This window comes from Methanomassiliicoccales archaeon (assembly GCA_036504055.1).
Lineage (GTDB): Archaea > Thermoplasmatota > Thermoplasmata > Methanomassiliicoccales > UBA472 > DASXVU01.
This window is the reverse complement of the sequence record DASXVU010000048.1, coordinates 25,050-41,489: the sequence shown is the minus strand read 5'-3', so window position 1 is coordinate 41,489 and position 16,440 is coordinate 25,050. Positions and strand designations below refer to the sequence as shown.

The 16,440-nt window shown below is 56.5% G+C and carries 14 protein-coding genes; 12 read left to right on the top strand and 2 right to left on the bottom strand.

From position 1 onward, the window contains the following. Positions 1 to 110: 110 nt before the first annotated feature. The 5 genes from VGK23_12405 to VGK23_12385 all read left to right on the top strand — a co-directional run bounded on the left by VGK23_12405 (position 111) and on the right by VGK23_12385 (position 3,330). On the top strand, positions 111 to 614 hold the full coding sequence (locus VGK23_12405) for a hypothetical protein (protein HEY3421344.1): 504 nt from the start codon (positions 111 to 113) through the stop codon (positions 612 to 614). A gap of 84 nt (positions 615 to 698) precedes the next feature. After that, positions 699 to 1,634, top strand: coding sequence for an Lrp/AsnC family transcriptional regulator (locus tag VGK23_12400; GenBank protein ID HEY3421343.1), 936 nt, complete (start codon positions 699 to 701; stop codon positions 1,632 to 1,634). Between the two features lie 89 nt (positions 1,635 to 1,723). Next, a complete protein-coding gene (locus VGK23_12395) occupies positions 1,724 to 2,200 on the top strand; it encodes a hypothetical protein (GenBank protein ID HEY3421342.1) in 477 nt (158 codons plus the stop codon). Positions 2,201 to 2,202: 2 nt separating this feature from the next. Continuing rightward, positions 2,203 to 2,973 (top strand): flavodoxin family protein, encoded by a 771-nt coding sequence (locus VGK23_12390; GenBank protein ID HEY3421341.1) that lies wholly within the window; start codon positions 2,203 to 2,205, stop codon positions 2,971 to 2,973. Between the two features lie 6 nt (positions 2,974 to 2,979). Continuing rightward, complete coding sequence (locus VGK23_12385) at positions 2,980 to 3,330, top strand: hypothetical protein (GenBank protein HEY3421340.1); 351 nt, start codon at positions 2,980 to 2,982, stop codon at positions 3,328 to 3,330. A 168-nt stretch (positions 3,331 to 3,498) separates the two neighbouring features. Here VGK23_12385 and VGK23_12380 read toward each other — a convergent pair whose 3' ends face one another. Continuing rightward, entirely contained in the window at positions 3,499 to 4,911 is a 1,413-nt protein-coding gene (locus VGK23_12380) for a cation diffusion facilitator family transporter (GenBank protein HEY3421339.1), read from the bottom strand. A 276-nt stretch (positions 4,912 to 5,187) separates the two neighbouring features. Here VGK23_12380 and VGK23_12375 point away from each other — a divergent pair, with 276 nt between their 5' ends. The 7 genes from VGK23_12375 to VGK23_12345 all read left to right on the top strand — a co-directional run bounded on the left by VGK23_12375 (position 5,188) and on the right by VGK23_12345 (position 13,516). Continuing rightward, complete coding sequence (locus tag VGK23_12375) at positions 5,188 to 6,150, top strand: ABC transporter ATP-binding protein (GenBank protein ID HEY3421338.1); 963 nt, start codon at positions 5,188 to 5,190, stop codon at positions 6,148 to 6,150. After that, positions 6,147 to 6,803, top strand: a complete 657-nt coding sequence (locus VGK23_12370) for an ABC transporter permease (protein ID HEY3421337.1) — start codon at positions 6,147 to 6,149, stop codon at positions 6,801 to 6,803. Before VGK23_12375 ends, VGK23_12370 begins: the two co-directional genes overlap by 4 nt. Before the next feature lie 191 nt (positions 6,804 to 6,994). After that, entirely contained in the window at positions 6,995 to 9,346 is a 2,352-nt protein-coding gene (locus VGK23_12365) for an SdrD B-like domain-containing protein (GenBank protein ID HEY3421336.1), read from the top strand. 4 nt (positions 9,347 to 9,350) lie between these two features. Next, on the top strand, positions 9,351 to 10,520 hold the full coding sequence (locus VGK23_12360; protein HEY3421335.1) for a hypothetical protein: 1,170 nt from the start codon (positions 9,351 to 9,353) through the stop codon (positions 10,518 to 10,520). A 1-nt stretch (position 10,521) separates the two neighbouring features. Beyond that, positions 10,522 to 11,496, top strand: coding sequence for a MoxR family ATPase (locus VGK23_12355; GenBank protein HEY3421334.1), 975 nt, complete (start codon positions 10,522 to 10,524; stop codon positions 11,494 to 11,496). A 5-nt stretch (positions 11,497 to 11,501) separates the two neighbouring features. Continuing rightward, a complete protein-coding gene (locus VGK23_12350) occupies positions 11,502 to 12,791 on the top strand; it encodes a DUF58 domain-containing protein (protein HEY3421333.1) in 1,290 nt (429 codons plus the stop codon). A 2-nt stretch (positions 12,792 to 12,793) separates the two neighbouring features. Beyond that, positions 12,794 to 13,516: a hypothetical protein gene (locus VGK23_12345; protein ID HEY3421332.1), complete on the top strand. Its 723-nt coding sequence runs from the start codon at positions 12,794 to 12,796 to the stop codon at positions 13,514 to 13,516. Positions 13,517 to 13,530: 14 nt separating this feature from the next. Here the strand turns inward: VGK23_12345 and VGK23_12340 are convergent, their stop codons facing one another. After that, positions 13,531 to 16,341, bottom strand: a complete 2,811-nt coding sequence (locus VGK23_12340) for an ATP-binding protein (protein ID HEY3421331.1) — start codon at positions 16,339 to 16,341, stop codon at positions 13,531 to 13,533. Between the last annotated feature and the right edge of the window lie 99 nt (positions 16,342 to 16,440).

Below are 16,440 nucleotides of genomic sequence, written 5' to 3'. Positions count from 1 at the left end.
ATGTAAGTCAAGCCGAAATAAGTTTGCGGGTTCTTCGTCAAATAGAAAACATGCATCATATTTAAATACGGTATAATATTTAATTATCTAGGATTTCAGGAGGGGGAGATTTGGAGCGGTCGAAAAAGGTGGCATCGGCGATAGTAGTGGGCGTATTCATTGTAGGGATGGTCCTTGGTGCCATCCTCCCCCAAATGATCCAGGGCGGCACATCGACCAACATCACAAGAGAAATCTACGAAAGGACACCTATGGAATACCAGGGACATGGGACCTATGAGGTCATAAAGAAGGTCATCGTGATCGATGACAACACTTCCATCCCATTCAACGTGGATGAGAGCTGGGAGATCGTTGAGTGCATGTTCTATCCACTATTTACGAACACAGATTGGTCATGCACCTATGCTCTCTCATCGGCAAGTTCACTGGTGACAAAAGGGAGTTCTGGAGTGGCCCAAGACGCCACGGACCATGCCATGGGCGAAAGAGTTCCCGCGAACAGGACCGAGGGCACCGGACAGACCGGTTTCGGCATCTGGACCCTTCACTATGATATCTCAGGGGGACCGGTCGTGGTTGAGATATCCAAGGTCACTCATTGGCTGAACTGATCAATGGAACTGGCATGGCAGGCCTCCATTTTGTGGTCTCCGATAAAGTAACCTTCATATGCGTTCGGTCGGTTACAATGGGAAGTGGACGGAACCGACCTTCATTTGATCAGGATGCTTCTTTTCGAGCCCAGGCTTCCCTACCGGGAGCTCGCCGATCGCCTGAACGTATCGGTGCAGGCCGTCCACCGCCGGATCCAGATATTGATGGAGGAAAGGATCATTCTCGGATTCGGGACGAACATCTCCCTCGGATACCTGAAGGCGGTGGAGGTCATGGTCCAGGGCGAGTCCCACTTCACCTCGAGGGCGGACATGATCGCGGAACTGCACGCCGACGGCCGGGTATCCCAGGTCCTGTTCGGCAGTGGTAAAGTGCTTTTCGTGACGGCGCTCCTCCACGACATCTCGGAATTGGAATCCTTCGTCTCGTTTGTCAGGAGGTCCGCCGCTATGCCCGAGCCCAGAGTGGCGATCGTCTCGCATGGCCTGGCAGGAAAGGCAGGGGAGATCTCGAGACCGGAGGCCCGACAGGAACTCTCACCGCTGGACAAGAGAATCGTCTCCTCCATGAGGAGGGATGCCCGTAAACCGGTGGCGGATGTCGCCTCCGAGCTGAACGTAACAGCGGCGACGGTGAAGCGGCGATTGGACAGGATGATCGATGATGGCTCCATAGAATTCTCGCTTGGCCTCCATCCTGGCCTTTCCGGGAACATCATAACCATCATCGATGTGACGCTCACCAATGGATCGGACAAGATGACCTTGGGCAATGGCTTCGTGCGGCGTTTCGCTCCCGCGGTCGGATATTACCGCACCTTCAGCAATCTCCCTGACACGATCGTCATGTTAGCCTGGACCAACACCCTGCATGACCTGGAACTGCTGTTGATGGAGATAGAGAAGAGCGACCGTGTGCGCTCCGCTGTCCCGCAGATAATCTATGCAGGACGATACTATGAGACCTGGCGCGACCATCTCCTGGACGGAGGGAAGCGTCCAGACAATATGACATGAAAGGTCTTTCAACGTCCTTGTTGATGGAATGAAGAAAACTCTCCTCCTCATGTGAGGAACGTCATCGGCCCTGTGAACGCGGGAATATCATGCCCGCCACCATCTTCGCTACAGTGAGAAACATGAAGTTCATAAGGAATTCTGGCGGTTCGATCAAAAATGGGCGGATAATGGGACTGTTCATGATGGTGCACGGACTGGTTCACCTGGCAGTTGCTTTGGCCCCGAACACGGATGGATCTCCGGGCCTGTGGATGCTGAACCCGTCGACATCAGTGTTCACGACGCTCGGTCTCGGGGCCGACATCGTCATCGGCATCGGGATCACCGTGGTGGGACTGGCGGCGGTTGGTTTCATGCTTTCGGGAATCAGCGTTCTGACCCGGAGGTGGGCAGTAATGAGGAACAGAATGATCGTGTCATCGTCACTCTTTTCCCTGTGCCTGCTATTTGGATTCTTCAACATCTATTGGATGGCCGCCATAGGGATCGATCTGGCATTGATCGCTCTGTTCGTCTCGGAGGTCATGCCGAGCTCGGCCGTCAAGACAACGTTCGTGGAGTGAGGATGTACATGAAGGTACTGGCAATAATGGGCAGCCCGAAGGGCAATGGAAACGGGTTCGAGGTGACCAAGGCCATCGAAGGACATATGAACGCTCGCGGTAGGGTGGAGTTCGACTACCTGATGCTGAAGGATGTGAACCTGGGGCTGTGCCGGGGATGCTTCCAATGCATTTCCAAGGGAGAGGACCGGTGCCCGATGAGAGAGGACCGGTTGGCCATCGAAAGGCGCATGGAAGATGCAGATGGCATCATACTGGTCTCGCCCGGGTACGTCCAGGATGTTTCCTGGTTGATGAAGAACTTCATTGACCGGTTCGCTTACACACACCATCGCCCCAAATACTTCGAAAAGAAGGTCATGCTGGTAGCCAACGGAGGTTCTGGCCTTAAAAGGACCACGAAGTCGCTGAGCATGGCGATCGGAGGACTGGAGATCGTCTCCGAGCTGCAGGCCATGAAGCTTCCCTGGCCAATGAACGACCGGGCAATCCGGAAGAACCAGCAAAGGATAGAGAAGGCAGCAGACCGCTTCTATGATGAACTACAGCGGAAGGAACCCAGGGTCTCGCTTGGTTCATACATGGGCTTCCGGTTCTTCAAATCGGTATCCGAATCAACACGCGAACACCTGCCAGCCGATTATGAGTATTACAGGGACAAAACGGATTACTACTTCCCTGCAAAGATCGGGCTGGGCAAGAGGGGTGGCTCTGCATTGCTGATCGCCATCCTGAAACGTACAATGAGAGACATGACCCCGAGAGAGGATTGATCCACCATGGAATGGGCCGATATGGACCTGGAATCGATCATGGCCAAGGCCAGAATCTCAGAGGACGGCGAAACCTACCTTAACCTGCGAAGCGGAGAGAACGGCCGTCTGGGAGTTTGCGCGTGCTGTTCGGATGAGGCAACGATGTTGGTCCTTGAGCTGTTGGTCTGCGTACTGAAAGACGGCCATCCGATAGACCTCCAGAAGTGCTATCGCGGTCTGGACATAGCCCTTGAGGCACGAAACCTAGGCTTCGAGCTGACCAGCCAAGGAGATGGCTGGATCTATTGCCAAAAGAGCGTACTTCCTGGGGAGATAGGGCACCTCAGCACAATGGTGGGCAGAATGATCGAATGACAATGGCATTTTCGCTATTCTCGTTTCTACAAAGCGAGATCGGCACCATGACAGTCACGGCTGAACGATCCGATCGATCGTCCCTACAAGAAACGTATTGAACCTTGCACGTTGAGTAAATGGAGCCGCATGATGGATACGATCAGATCGGGTTTCCATTCGGATCGATCATATCACCGCGCGGTTGCTGGGTTCCATGTGGATGGAAACCACATCGACCTCCGGATGCTTGGCCCTGATGACCCCTTCGAGCTTCTCGGCGACGTCGTGGGCCTGCTTGACACTGTGCGTGCTCCCGAAGGAACAGCACATGCCGACACGGATCTTTCCCTCTGTCTTCTGCACCGATATCCTGGTCACGTCCTCGATCTCTGGGAATGTTCCCACCAGCTGTTTGATCGAACGCGCCATCCCTTCCTCCCCCACACGGATGCTCTTGAGGCCGCACGAATGGCAATCAGCAGGCTCGATGTGGGTGGTGACGTTGGTTATGCGTTGATCAAGGGTCTTGATGCGGTTCTCAAGCCGGGTCGCGATGGCGTGGGCCTTGTCCAGGGAGAGATCCCCGTCCAGCTCCAGATGGAAATCCACCTCCAATTCCTCCCCGGTATCGTTGTCGAACTCGGACACGTTTATGTTGTGAACCGTCTTGATCTCCTTGAAGTCAGCCGCCTCTGCCCGGATCTTGTCGACCAGATCGGTGGGCTCGACGCAATACGGCTCCGCGTTCACCATGATCACTGCGTTGTCCACCCTCTTCCGGATCCTTCTGGAGAAGTCGTCGGTGACCCGATGGGCCTGTTCCAGAGGGATGACCTTGTCGATAAAGACGGTGCAGTCGATGTAGACCTTTGGACCCGTCTCCCGCACCCGGACCTGATTCACCCCTCTGATCTCCCTGACCTTCATCGCCTCATCGGCAACAAGCTCGGATATCCCTTCGGGAGCGCCGTCCATCAGTGTATGGATGGACCGTTTCCAGAGCCGGTAGCCGATCACCGCGGTTATTACTCCCACGCCCAACGCAGAAATCGAGTCGAACGCACGGAACTCGATCGGTATCGTTCCGGATGTGGCGGCCATGGTGACCACTATGCCAAGGATGACAACCACCGAGGAGATCAGATCGGTCGAGAAATGGATAGCGTCAGCCTCAAGTGCCTGCGACTTGTATCGCACTGCCATCTTGTGAAGTGCCCTTGATCTTGTGAAGTCCACGATGATGGAGAAAACCATAACAACGATGGCGATGTACGTCACGTCCACCTCTACCGGCGATATCAATCGGTGGACTGCTTCGTAGACGATCCAACCGCAGGTCACGAACAGAAGTGCGGTCTCGAACAAACTGGACAGCGATTCTACTTTCTCGTGGCCATAATGATGGTCTGAATCCGCAGGCCGCTCGGCCATGCGTACGGCCGCCAATGTAACGAAGGCGGCTATGAGGTCTATGCTGGAGTGCAGAGCTTCAGACAGGATACCCAGGCTATTGGTCCAAACGGCCACAACGATCTTTGTGCCCACTAGCCCTATAGCGGCGACGACAGAGAAGAAAGCGACCTTCTCTTTAGGAGTCAAAAACTGCACCCGCTAGCATATTGAGACCTGAATCTTTGGTGGGAACATAAAGCTTTTCTATTGCATGGAAAAATAATTTAGGCTGGCCTAATGAAGATACAAGGCTAGTGTGGATTCATTCCATGGAACGCCAAAGAGAACTTTGGATCGTCGTTCGATATCCTCCCAACCGCACATTCGGCCCTCACAGCAAGACCGCAGTTTTCGGTATGACTCAAAGGAACAAAGAAAAGCATAAGGCTTACCTGGCCATTCTCTGCCCATCGGTGAGTCATAATGAACCAGGCAAATGAAGACAATTCGTTTCTGGCGATCGATTCGGTAACGAAAACCTACGGTAACTTTGTGGCCTTGAAGGATGTCTCATTCAGTATCGGGAGCGGAGAGATCTTCGGCTATATAGGCCCGAACGGTTCCGGAAAGACCACCACGATCAAGATACTGGTCGGCCTGCTCACCGATTTTGAAGGGGACGTCAGGTTCAAAGGACAATCCATCAGGAACAACAAGATGCTGATCAATAAGGAGCTCGGATACCTCCCGCAGACCATCGGATTCCAGGAATGGAGGACCGTGGACCATGCCCTGACGACCTTTGGTCGTTTGTCAGGCATATCCGAGAACGAGCTTGATTCCCGCATAAAGACGGCACTGGAACGGGTAGGGATCCCGGAGCTCAGACACAAGAAGATCAACCAGCTTTCTGGCGGAACGGTGCAGAAGGTAGGCATGGCCCAGGCAATACTGCACCAGCCATCGGTACTGATCCTGGATGAACCGATGGCGGGGCTGGACCCGACCGCCCGGTTCGAGTTCAAGAAGATCTTCCAGGACCTGCGCAAGGAAGGGTCAACGATATTCTTCTCCTCACATATCCTTAACGACGTCCAGGACCTGGCTGACCGGATCGGCTTCCTCAGCTATGGTCACATGGGATATGTGGGTTCCATGTCCGAGATCAAGGAAAGGGTCAAGGTCCCGAAGCAGATCGAGATCGTGCTGGCCCCCGGATCTAAAGAATGGTCAGCGGTCGGCACCGGAGATGGCATAGAAGTGATCGGTAATCCGGAACCGGGCCGCTACATCATCTGCCTGGCACCAGAAGCGGATGCCGACCAGGTGATCGACAGGCTGATCCGGGACGTGTTGACCAAAGGCGGCAGGATCCGGAAGGTCGCGCCCATCGTCCCGACTTTAGAGGACATCTACATCAACTACCTTGCAGGGGTGAAGGCATGAGCCTCGGGTTACTGTTCCGGGACGAGCTCAGGGGTTTCTATAAATCCAAGGTGATGTTGACGCTCTGGGTGGGATTGCCGGTGCTCACCCTGATCATCTATTACGCCTCGCCTACCAGCCAGGATATGTCCCTCGCCGCGTTCACCGCTATCCTCATCGGTTCCATCGGGGGGATGCTTTCGGCGGCGATGCTGGTCTCCTCGATCATCAGCGAGAAGAGCCGGCATGTCTTCGACCTCTTCATAATACGCCCGGTCAAGCGAAGAGACATCGTCCTATCGAAGTTCCTGGCGACCTACGTGTGCGTCACCGCCGCAGGCATCATTGCGCTGGTCTTCGGCGCACTCTTCGACCTGGCCCGGAACGGAGCATTCACCAACGATGTGCTGACCGTCTCGGTGAACGCTCTTATAATGGCATTATCCATGACCGCCATCGCCTGTTCCGCGGGGGTCTTGATCGGCTTCTTCGCCAACTCCATGCTGACCGGCATAATCCTGGTCATCTATGGGGCAAATCAGCTCTCGGTCGTGGCGGCGTTGCCCGGACTGTTGGTTCCTGGCCAGCCACTGCTGCCTCTGGTCCCGGGAGTTTTGGTGACCGCTCTCCTATTGGCGGTGACGATAAGGATGTTCGATCGAAAGCAACTGTGATCCCGAGATCCTCATGGCCCGTAAGGCTATAGCGGTCCTGAATGCACCATTCGTAGATGATCGTGAACGTGACGATTCTTCGTGAGGATGCTGGGAAGCGAGCATGCGAAGAATCCCGAGAAAAGATTGATTATTCTACCTGCTCTGTTCTATGACGAAGAAGACAGAACTGAGGTCGGGAGAGATCCTCGATGAAACCACTCTATAGGGCCATCATCGTCATCATTGCAGCGATAGTGTTGGTGGCGGCCCTTGGCAGCGCTTTCAACCAGATCGCCACATCCCCCATTTTGACCAAGAATCTCAACACCCAGGATGGAGATCGCGAGATCCCCACCGATATCATTCCAGACATCAACGTCACTGATCCTGGTCAGATCCCCGACCTTCCGGACCTGAACAACACCACGATACCGCCGGTTTTCGATATACCGGCTATTCCCAACGGCACCGATCAAAATATCACGTTGAATGGTGGGAACGTCAGCGGTACGGTCTTCGATGACAAGGACGGGAACGGACTGGTGGATCCAGGCGAAGGGCGGGCCGATGTGGGGGTCCAGCTGTATGATGGGAACGGCACCCTGGTAGGGACCACACAGACCGACGCTTCCGGTAACTACAATTTCACCGAGGTAGACCCCGGCAAATACAACGTCAGCACATTCCCCGGAACGAACACGAACGTCATCGGCGGTGAGAACCGGACGATAAAGGTGGACGGTGGGCAGCAGGACGGCATCGACCTGAACGCCACCTCGAGGCCGGACCAGAGCCCGGCCATCGACACGATAACCGACATCACCTCCCCCTCTGGCCAATTCCTTATAAAGAAGGGGGTGGGGTTCCTGGTCAAGGGCACGGTGACCACTACTTTATTGAGGCCTGTTTCCGGAGTCTCCGTCATGGTCTTCGTGGCCGTGAGCAAGACCACCACGGAACGGTACTTCATCGGTGCAGGCCAGGTGAGCAGCGGAATATTCACCGCCAACTGCCTAATCCCCGACGAACTTCAACTGGGCAACTACCAGCTGATCGCCAGGTCCTTGGGGGACAGTACCTACAAGCCGTCCGAGAGCGACCCAGCGGTCAAGGTTACGGATGACACCAAACTCATCACCGATTCCCCTGACCGAGTGATCATGGGAGTCACGTATGAATTCAATTTCACTCTCCTGGAGAACGCATCCTCGAAGCCGGTCCAACATGCCACCCTGTATCTGAAGGAGCTCAATTCCTATAACCAGACGGACTCGGAGGGAACGGGGCACTTCAACCTCAGGTGGACAATGCCGGGTGTCTACAGTCTCCAGGTCATCTATGGAGGGAACAGCACCCTCTATGGGACCATCGTGAACAAGACCGTGACCGTGCTTGACATCTCGGTGGAGATCGCGCCACAATATCTGGTAAGAGGATATGACAATCATCTCTTCGTTCTGGTCCACGCCTCGGAACTTCCGGTTGCGCTCCATTCCGTGCTGGTCTACTTCGAGGACAACAGCGTCGGGGCTTTTGTGACGGATCGGATGGGGCGCGTCGATGTGATCGTTCCGGTATTCGGTGATCACGCTCTCGGCCCGAGTAAAATGGTGTTCGACCTTCCCAGCATAAAGCGCTGCGAGATCGACCTAAACGTGAAGTCGATGACCACCATGAAGGTGACATTGGAAGGAAACCAGGTCAACGCAACCCTGCTGAACGATCATAACCAGGCGATGCTTTCAATGCCCATTCTACTGCAGCGCTCGGACAAGACCAATATCGATAACGGGCTCAGCAAGGTAGGCTCGGAGTTCTCGCTGGTGGGCGAGGACGACTATGTGGTCAACTTCACAGGCAACTCGATCTACCAGCCATCGTCGGCCGTGATCCATTACTCGCCACCGGGATGGGGTTCCCCCACGGATTGGATCATCGTTGCCGTGCTGGGGTCGTTAGCTGTCCTGACTCTTGTCATATTCATGCTATTCCGCAGCAAAAGGATCGGGCATACCGCCCGGGGACTGTTTCCGACTGCGGCCGCCAGCGTGTCCCGGTTGCCGACCTCTCCATATCAACTTAAATTCCCCCAGATCGCTGAGGACCTGCCCCCCGTATGGGGGGAGAACGACCCCATGCGGTTTCAGGTGTCGGGCGGGACTGGGGAACTGCACATGGATATAGACGGGAACGGCTCCAAGATGAACCTGGAATCCGGTTCTGGGGAATTCACCATAACTCTTCCGAAGGGAGACCATCTTCTTTCTGTGTCGGGTCCGCTGGGAACCACCACGGTCCTGGTCCAGACGGTCGACTACCGTGAGGAAACGGTCAGGCTCTACCGAGAGGCTTTCGACTCATGGAAGGCCGGCGACACGAACGTCACCGATTCGATGGCCCCCAGGGAGCTGCAGTCGATAATGGAACCTAAACTGGACCTTTCCCGACATGGACAGCTGGACGTGGTGATCTCCCTTTTCGAGATAGCAGAGTTCAGTCAAAGGCCGGTAGGCCGGCCGGAGTATGAGAGCATGTACCGGGCCGCGAATCAGGTGAGCTGAACCCATGAAATTTTCGAACAAGGCACCCGGGGACAGGGATGGGAAGGTGTCGGCCAGAAGGAAGATCGCTCTGACATCCATAATCGCCCTAGCGATCGTCATCATGTCCGCAGGAGTGCTGATGGTGCTGAGCCCCCAGGGGGGCAGGATCAACCTATGGTTCGTGTTCCCCGCAATATGTGCCATGTCGGCCTGCTATCTGGCATCGGGCTTGATCGGAGCTCTGAACAGGGGAAAGATGGCGGATTCTCTTCGCAACGGTATCCAAATGCTGACCTTGGCGCTCTTGATCGGTCTGCTCCTGATCTTCTTCCCCAACTCGCCCAAGGGCGCTACGGAATCCGGGCTGCTTCTCATTCTTACCGGCTTCCTGGCAATGGTCGCATACATCGTCAAGGCCTATTCCGACCATTATTGGCTCATAGGCAGAGCGGCGGTCATCGTGATGTTGGGCCTGACCTTGGAATTGGGAGTGACGATGACGTCGACGGTGGACCTGCTGCGGGGAGTGCCCCTCATGGTGGCCATGATGGTGGGATTGCTTTCACTGCTCGGGATCCTTCATGAGCACAGCAACCCATTCGTAAGGGCGATCGGACGCTTCTTCCACAGTCCCTCGAACATGATAATTGTCACCGTCGTCCTGATGCTGTTGTTCGTCTACGTTCTGAAGCTCAGGGATGCCATATCGAAAACGGCTCCGGACCAGACCCTGCTGGGGGAGTGGATCGTGGTCGCCATAGTGGTCATCGCGGTGGTCTTCAAGGTCATGTCGTTCTTCCGTTCCAGCGAGGTTCAGCAGGAATTCTGCGACACGCGCCGGCTGGTCCAATCAATATATCAGGACCGGGGAGACACCGGATATGCCCAGAGCGTAGTGGACCGGTTCGTCCTCGAGGGCCGGAAGGAACCCTTGGTGGTCCTGCTGACTACGGTACTGGTCCAGGGTCATGCCGACCCCGATCGGATCGAGAGGGTCATTGGCGGAGTGGTCCGTTACACGGTCAAAGAACAGAAGTTCACCTTCAGGTGGGCCTTGGGAAACGAGGAGGCCGTGACCAAGGACGAGAGGACCAGGATAGCGTTCGATGCGCTGGACCAGACGGCGCAGGTGCTGGGGGCTGGCTATCTGATGTCCGAACGCACCAAACCAGCTGGGATCGTAGAGGGATAGAATGGACATTCAGGAATTCAGACAGCATTCTCGGAACATAATCGATTCGACTGGCGGAGTGTTCGTGGGGGACGAGCTCATCCTCAGGAAGCTTCTGTGCGCGGCGCTGGCCAACGGGCATGTGCTCTTCGAGGACATGCCTGGGCTGGGGAAGACCTTGTTGGCCAAGGTGTTCGCCAAGGTCACCGGGTGCAATTGGGGACGGGTCCAATTCACCCCGGACCTGATGCCCATGGACATCCTGGGCACGCGAATATGGAGGCCCAGGACCTCCGAGTTCGTGCTGGAAAAGGGACCGGTGTTCACCAACATACTTCTGGCGGACGAGATCAACCGTTCCCCTCCGAAGACCCAGTCTGCACTCCTGGAGGCCATGGAGGAGCGGCAGGTGACCATCGAGGGCACGACCCACCAGCTCACCAAACCATTCTTCGTCATAGCCACTCAGAACCCTATCGAACAGGAGGGGACATTCCCCTTGCCTGAGGCCCAGATGGACAGGTTCCTGCTCAAGATGGCCACTGGCTATGTGAAGACCGTCCAGTTGGAGAGCGAGATCATGCGTAGGCGGATCCGGTGGCAGGCGGACGACCCCGTGGACCGCCTGGTGGCGGCCATGGACCAGTCCAAGTTCGTGGAGATGCAGGAACTGGTCGAGAAGGGCATCTATGTGGACGACCAGGTCCTGGACTATGTGAGCACCTTGGTACGGAGCACCAGGGAGCACGAGGCGGTAGAGGTGGGGGCATCTCCCCGCGGTTCCCTTTCGCTTTTGAAGGTCTCCCGGGCCCATGCAGCGATGATGGGTCGGGATTTTGTCACGCCGGACGATGTGAAGCTCTTCGTCCGCGACGCTTTGTGCCACCGTATCATCATGAAGATGGAATACGAGATCGACAACCGGGTCACACCGCAATCGGTGGTCGATGCCATTGTGACCCGGACCCCGGCCCCTAAGGACTTCGGCCGGAAGTGAAGCACATGCTGCCCCGGGTCTCGATCGAGTTCAAGACCTTCGCCCTACTGCTGGTGTTCGGGATATTCCTGGGGAACGTGCTGATAGTGCTGCTATCGCTCCTGCCGATGCTGTTCGTGGTCCTCTCCATGCTCTACCAATCTCCGACCGAGATGAGCATGTCCCGCCCTGCACCTCGGTTGAATGCGTATGTCAACGAGAACATGAAGGTCATCTCCGACCTGTCCATCCGGGATGGCCTCGGGATAGTGACGGTGGGGGATTCGTTGCCAGACCATTTCCGACTGGCGGAGGGCAACAACTTCCGGGTGTTCTGGAAATCGGGGGCACCGCTCCAGGTGAGGACGGAGTACAGCGTGGAATGCACCAGACGAGGCGTGTACACCATCGGCAACTCGAAGATCGAATCCATCGACCTGGCCGGGTTACAGGAGAACCAGATCGTTCCCGGACTGGATCCGGTCGAACTGCTGGTCCAACAGAGGCCGATGGACATGAGGAAGATGAGGGACCCGAGGCTGCTGTCCCGGATACCTATGCCATTAGGGGCAGCCAGCAAATTGGGGTCCACCACCACCGATTTCAAGGAGATCCGCGAATACCGCAACGGAGACCCGTTCCGGCATATCAATTGGAAGGCCAGCGTGAGAAGTGCCGACCTGGAGATCAGCAACCCTCTGGTCAATGAGTACGAAAAAGAGGGCCAGCAGGTGGTATGGATATTCCTGGACGCCTCGGAACTGATGTCCGTGGGTTCCAGCGTGGAGAACGCGTTCGAGCACGGGATCAAGGCGGCGAACGGTCTGTCCCAATTCTATCTGGCAAGGAACTGCCGGGTCGGGCTTAAGGTCTTCAACTCGGGCCGACAGATATTGCCTGATGTAGGGAGGAGACAGAGAGCAATGGTCTCCAAGCTGTTGCTTGGCTTGGAAATGACCAGGCTGAGGGGGAGGCTGAAGGAGGACGTGCGGTCATGCCGCGGGCACCTGGTCGGGTCCAGCCCTTTGTTCATAGTCATCACCATGGTCAGGCAGGAGAACGTGGAGGAGATGCGGGCCGGCATCCGTGAGATGCGCATGTCCTCCGGACCCAGATCAAAAGTGCTGGTCCTGCATGTCGATGGCAACAGCCTGATACCGACGAACCTGGAGGAGGAGGCAGCGGCCTTGGCGACCGATCTGCTGTCGCTCGCTTCCATCAGGTCGCTGGCTGGACCGGGCATCAGAGTGGTTCCCTGGAATCCGCGGAGGCAGAGCCTGAACGATCTCATGCTCAAAGGCCTGAGGAGGAAATGAATATGGCGGACCACTCATCCAAGGACCGCCCCGATCCGCTGCCCAGGGCGGTGACCACCTTGGTGGTTCTACTGGCCTTTGTCATGAGCGTCATCACTCTGATGAACTATGGATTCTATGTCTACATCAGATCCGCCGCCTCGACCTTCTTCCGGGCGCTGGGCGTCGGATTCAACACCGACCTGATCCTGGTAGGCCTGATGTTCTTCGTGGTCCTGATCGGGGTCTTCAGCGAGAAGAGGCTCAGATCCACCCTGAGGTCCGGATGGACGATGCTCATACCAGCGATCCTGTTCTATTCGAAGATCGACTGGATGTATCTGATGGGGATGCCGGGCAATTTCAGTCTTTTCTCCAACGACCTGCCCCAGATCTACATTTTCATGAATGGAGTGGTCCTGCTCTGCGCCAGCCTGCTTTTCCGTTCCCACCTTCACCTGGTCTGGGTCAGGAAGGCACTGGCAGGAAGAGGGGCGTCGGAGGATGACCTGAACAATGCCATCAGGGGCAATTTCTTCTTCATCCTCATTCTGGTCGCCATGTCGGCCGGTGCCGCCGCCCTGATAGGGGCGTCCGTTGGGCTGATCACTCCGGTGTTCAGCATCGCCAGCGGGGCCACGGGGTATGCTTATCTGCTGGTGGGCCTGATAGCGAACGCCGCCATTGTGGCCGTTTTCGGTCTTTACGTATGGAACAGCAGGAGGGCCTCTACGGTCAAGGAATGATCGAAACAGGATCCTTACCGATCGTATGCCTGAGCCCTGCCATCCTTCCGGAGCTGTCTTGCCCTTTCCAGGCATCCCCTGCCTTCTGGTGACACCGAACCGAGCGCCTCTCCGAGCTCGTCCAGAGCAGCCGCCAATGCACCCGCGTTGCCTGAACGCTCGGCGTGCCTGACCGCTTCTCGGAGGTCGATCAGTGCCTCGCTTCTCTCTCCCAACTGCAGGCGGACCATCCCCGATCTGAGGTAGACCGCTCCAAGGCCTTCACTGTTGCCCAATTCCCTGAGGGCGTTCCCGGCCTTGTTGAGCTTTCCCAGGGCTGATGCCAGGTCTCCGAATGCCTCATCGGTGATGGCCGCCTCCATCCAGGCTTGGGCCTCCAGGTCTTTGCTTTCCATTTCCTTTGCCAGACGGAACAGCGATTCTATCGCACGTGCGGTCCTGTCCCTTTCCCCTGTGCCTCTGTACGCTTCGATCAGAGCGAGCAAGAGAGCAAGATCGCCTGCATCTATGCCTTCCGCCACCAGGCAACGACCGGTCCTGATCGATCTCCCTGACGGCCCGATCGAACCCTCCAGTACCTCGATGGCCTCGGCGCTTCTTCCCGCCCCGGAGACATCCAGGGCCCACCTGGCCTTGATCTTCTTCGACCGTGAGATGTCCCCCGCCCTCCTGAAGGTCTCGGCAGATTCCAAACGCAGATTCTCCGATTCCCTTTCCCTAAGCTGGACATGATACAGATCGGCAAGGTTGGTCTGCCCGATGCCTTCACCCACATCATCACCCGCTGCCATGGCGACAGAGATGGACTCCTTGAGGTCGGCCTCCGCCCTTTTCAGGTCCCCGGACTCCCACTCGAGCAATGCCACGTTGTTCAGGTTTGCCGCCACCGCGGCCATGTCGCCCCGTTCACTGGCGATTCCCAGCGCCTTTGTGAATGCCTCTGATGCCTCCTTCGTTCCCCGGGCCTTTCTCCATGCCGAGCCAATACCCATCCATTCTCTTATCTGGCCGACCTTGTCGTTGACGCTTTCGTAATAGGATAGGGCCTGGCGATGGGTCTTCAACGACTCCTCGATCCGGTTCACCTCCGCCAATGAACGGGCATAGGACTCGAGCACCGACGCTCTCACCCCCTCCTCTCGATCCTTCCCTAACAGGGAGAGCGAGCGTTCGAAATGGACCAGGGCATCATGTGGCCTTCCAAGGGTCTGACTTAACCTGCCCTTGAGGAACGACAGGTGAGCTCCGTAACTGGCGTCCACCCGTTCGAGAGGTATCTCGGAGAGCAGCACCATCGATTCTTCCGAATACGAGCTCAGGAGCCGCTCACCGTTCTCCAGAAATGTCCCTGCGGCCCGTTCAAAATCCCTTGCAGCGATGTCCTGCGATATCTCTTCCAGGCGCCATCTTTCCCCGGGGCGGCGCCTGCAATATTCGGCGGCGATCCGGTGCATCCGAACCGCTTCCTCATCCGGGGTCTTCGAGGCGAAATAGGAACGGACGACCTGATGTACAGCCACCCCCTCAGCATACTCTTGGACCAGGCCCTTTCGTTTCAGGGATGCCGTCGTCTCGGGAAGGAAACCTGGCAGTTCTTTCGCCGGTATCGGGAGCCGGATGACCGAAAGGAACTCCAGCATGTCCTTTTCCTGCGGACCCAGAACCCGCCGGAAATGCTCACCGAGGATGTCGTCGATACTTCCCCTGGCGGATTCGATGCCGACCTCGCACGAAAGCCTGAGCATCAGCGGATGGCCACCGCTCTCTTCGACCGCGGCAATCGGGTCCCTGGCGTTCCACGCGGAGGCCAGTGCAGAAGATGCCTTCCCGTCGATGCACTTCAGTTCGATACGTACGATCTTGGTGGTGGAGATCAGGAAGGGAGGGACAGATCTGGATACCAGGACGATCTTCGAGGGAGGGGCTGCGCTAACCGCATCGCATAACATGCTCAGAAGCAAGGTGACGTTCGGCCCGGCCTTGTCGACATCGTCGAAGAAGATCAATGGATGGCTATCCCGCAGACACAGGACGGTGGGGGAATAGACGCTGGCGATATCCAATTCCAGATCGCTGTCGGAGAACCGGTCTTCGGTCCCTATGTTCTGAAAGAACGCGATCAGGGCCCGCATTACGGACTGGACCGAATCCCACTCATGGATGGTGTACCAAAATGCTGATCTCTGTTTCATCTGGCTCTCGAACGTCTTTGAGGCCAATGTGCTCTTACCGATGCCGGGGAGACCGACCACCAGAGCGCAGGATGTCTCCTTGGAAAGAATGAACTCGTTCAGTTCTGCCAATTCCTTTTCCCGTCCCTCAAAGACCTCGACCTCCGGACGGCCGAAGAACATGACCTCCACGTTCTTTGACGGCCTGGAGATCGATTCCAGCATCAGTGTTTCGGAGTTCCTTGCCGTTCTCACCAGGTCCGTGAGATTTGGCTTCTTCCCGGTCCGGTCCTCAATTGTCTTCATGGCGGTGGCGAGGGTCACGTTCCGGACCGATGTGCCGTCATCGAAGGACACGAGACGAGTTTCAAGGTCCCTGATGAGGGCCCGAGCGCTCAGGAGCCCTTTCTCGGTCAAGAAATAGGCTTTCCTGCGTTTGGGGGCCCCGCGAATATGGCACAGACGGCTTTCGACCAACCCTTCTGCCACCATGGTCGCCAATGCCCGCGAGATATTATGAAGGCCGGAATCCATCTCGCTTGAGATGCCTTCCTGACAGGCTTCCCTGGGCACCTCCATTTCTCCCCTGTAAGGTTCCATCTCCATGAGGTGCAGCTGCAGCAGCTCGATCTGCGAGACGGACAAACGTGGCATGTGGCTCCTCGGCACTCGGACAAACGGCTGGTCTAAGGTATATTTGTTGGGTTTGCACTTGGTATGCAAGAACGCAAAACTAATGCAAAACAGATGTTC

Coding starts and splice junctions, on each gene's coding strand:
- VGK23_12355 (HEY3421334.1), top strand. CDS start 10,522: ATGGACATTCAGGAATTCAGACAGCATTCTCGGAACATAATCGATTCG.
- VGK23_12375 (HEY3421338.1), top strand. CDS start 5,188: ATGAACCAGGCAAATGAAGACAATTCGTTTCTGGCGATCGATTCGGTA.
- VGK23_12385 (HEY3421340.1), top strand. CDS start 2,980: ATGGAATGGGCCGATATGGACCTGGAATCGATCATGGCCAAGGCCAGA.
- VGK23_12345 (HEY3421332.1), top strand. CDS start 12,794: ATGGCGGACCACTCATCCAAGGACCGCCCCGATCCGCTGCCCAGGGCG.
- VGK23_12360 (HEY3421335.1), top strand. CDS start 9,351: ATGAAATTTTCGAACAAGGCACCCGGGGACAGGGATGGGAAGGTGTCG.
- VGK23_12340 (HEY3421331.1), bottom strand. CDS start 16,341: ATGCCACGTTTGTCCGTCTCGCAGATCGAGCTGCTGCAGCTGCACCTC.
- VGK23_12370 (HEY3421337.1), top strand. CDS start 6,147: ATGAGCCTCGGGTTACTGTTCCGGGACGAGCTCAGGGGTTTCTATAAA.
- VGK23_12390 (HEY3421341.1), top strand. CDS start 2,203: ATGTACATGAAGGTACTGGCAATAATGGGCAGCCCGAAGGGCAATGGA.
- VGK23_12365 (HEY3421336.1), top strand. CDS start 6,995: ATGAAACCACTCTATAGGGCCATCATCGTCATCATTGCAGCGATAGTG.
- VGK23_12395 (HEY3421342.1), top strand. CDS start 1,724: ATGCCCGCCACCATCTTCGCTACAGTGAGAAACATGAAGTTCATAAGG.
- VGK23_12350 (HEY3421333.1), top strand. CDS start 11,502: ATGCTGCCCCGGGTCTCGATCGAGTTCAAGACCTTCGCCCTACTGCTG.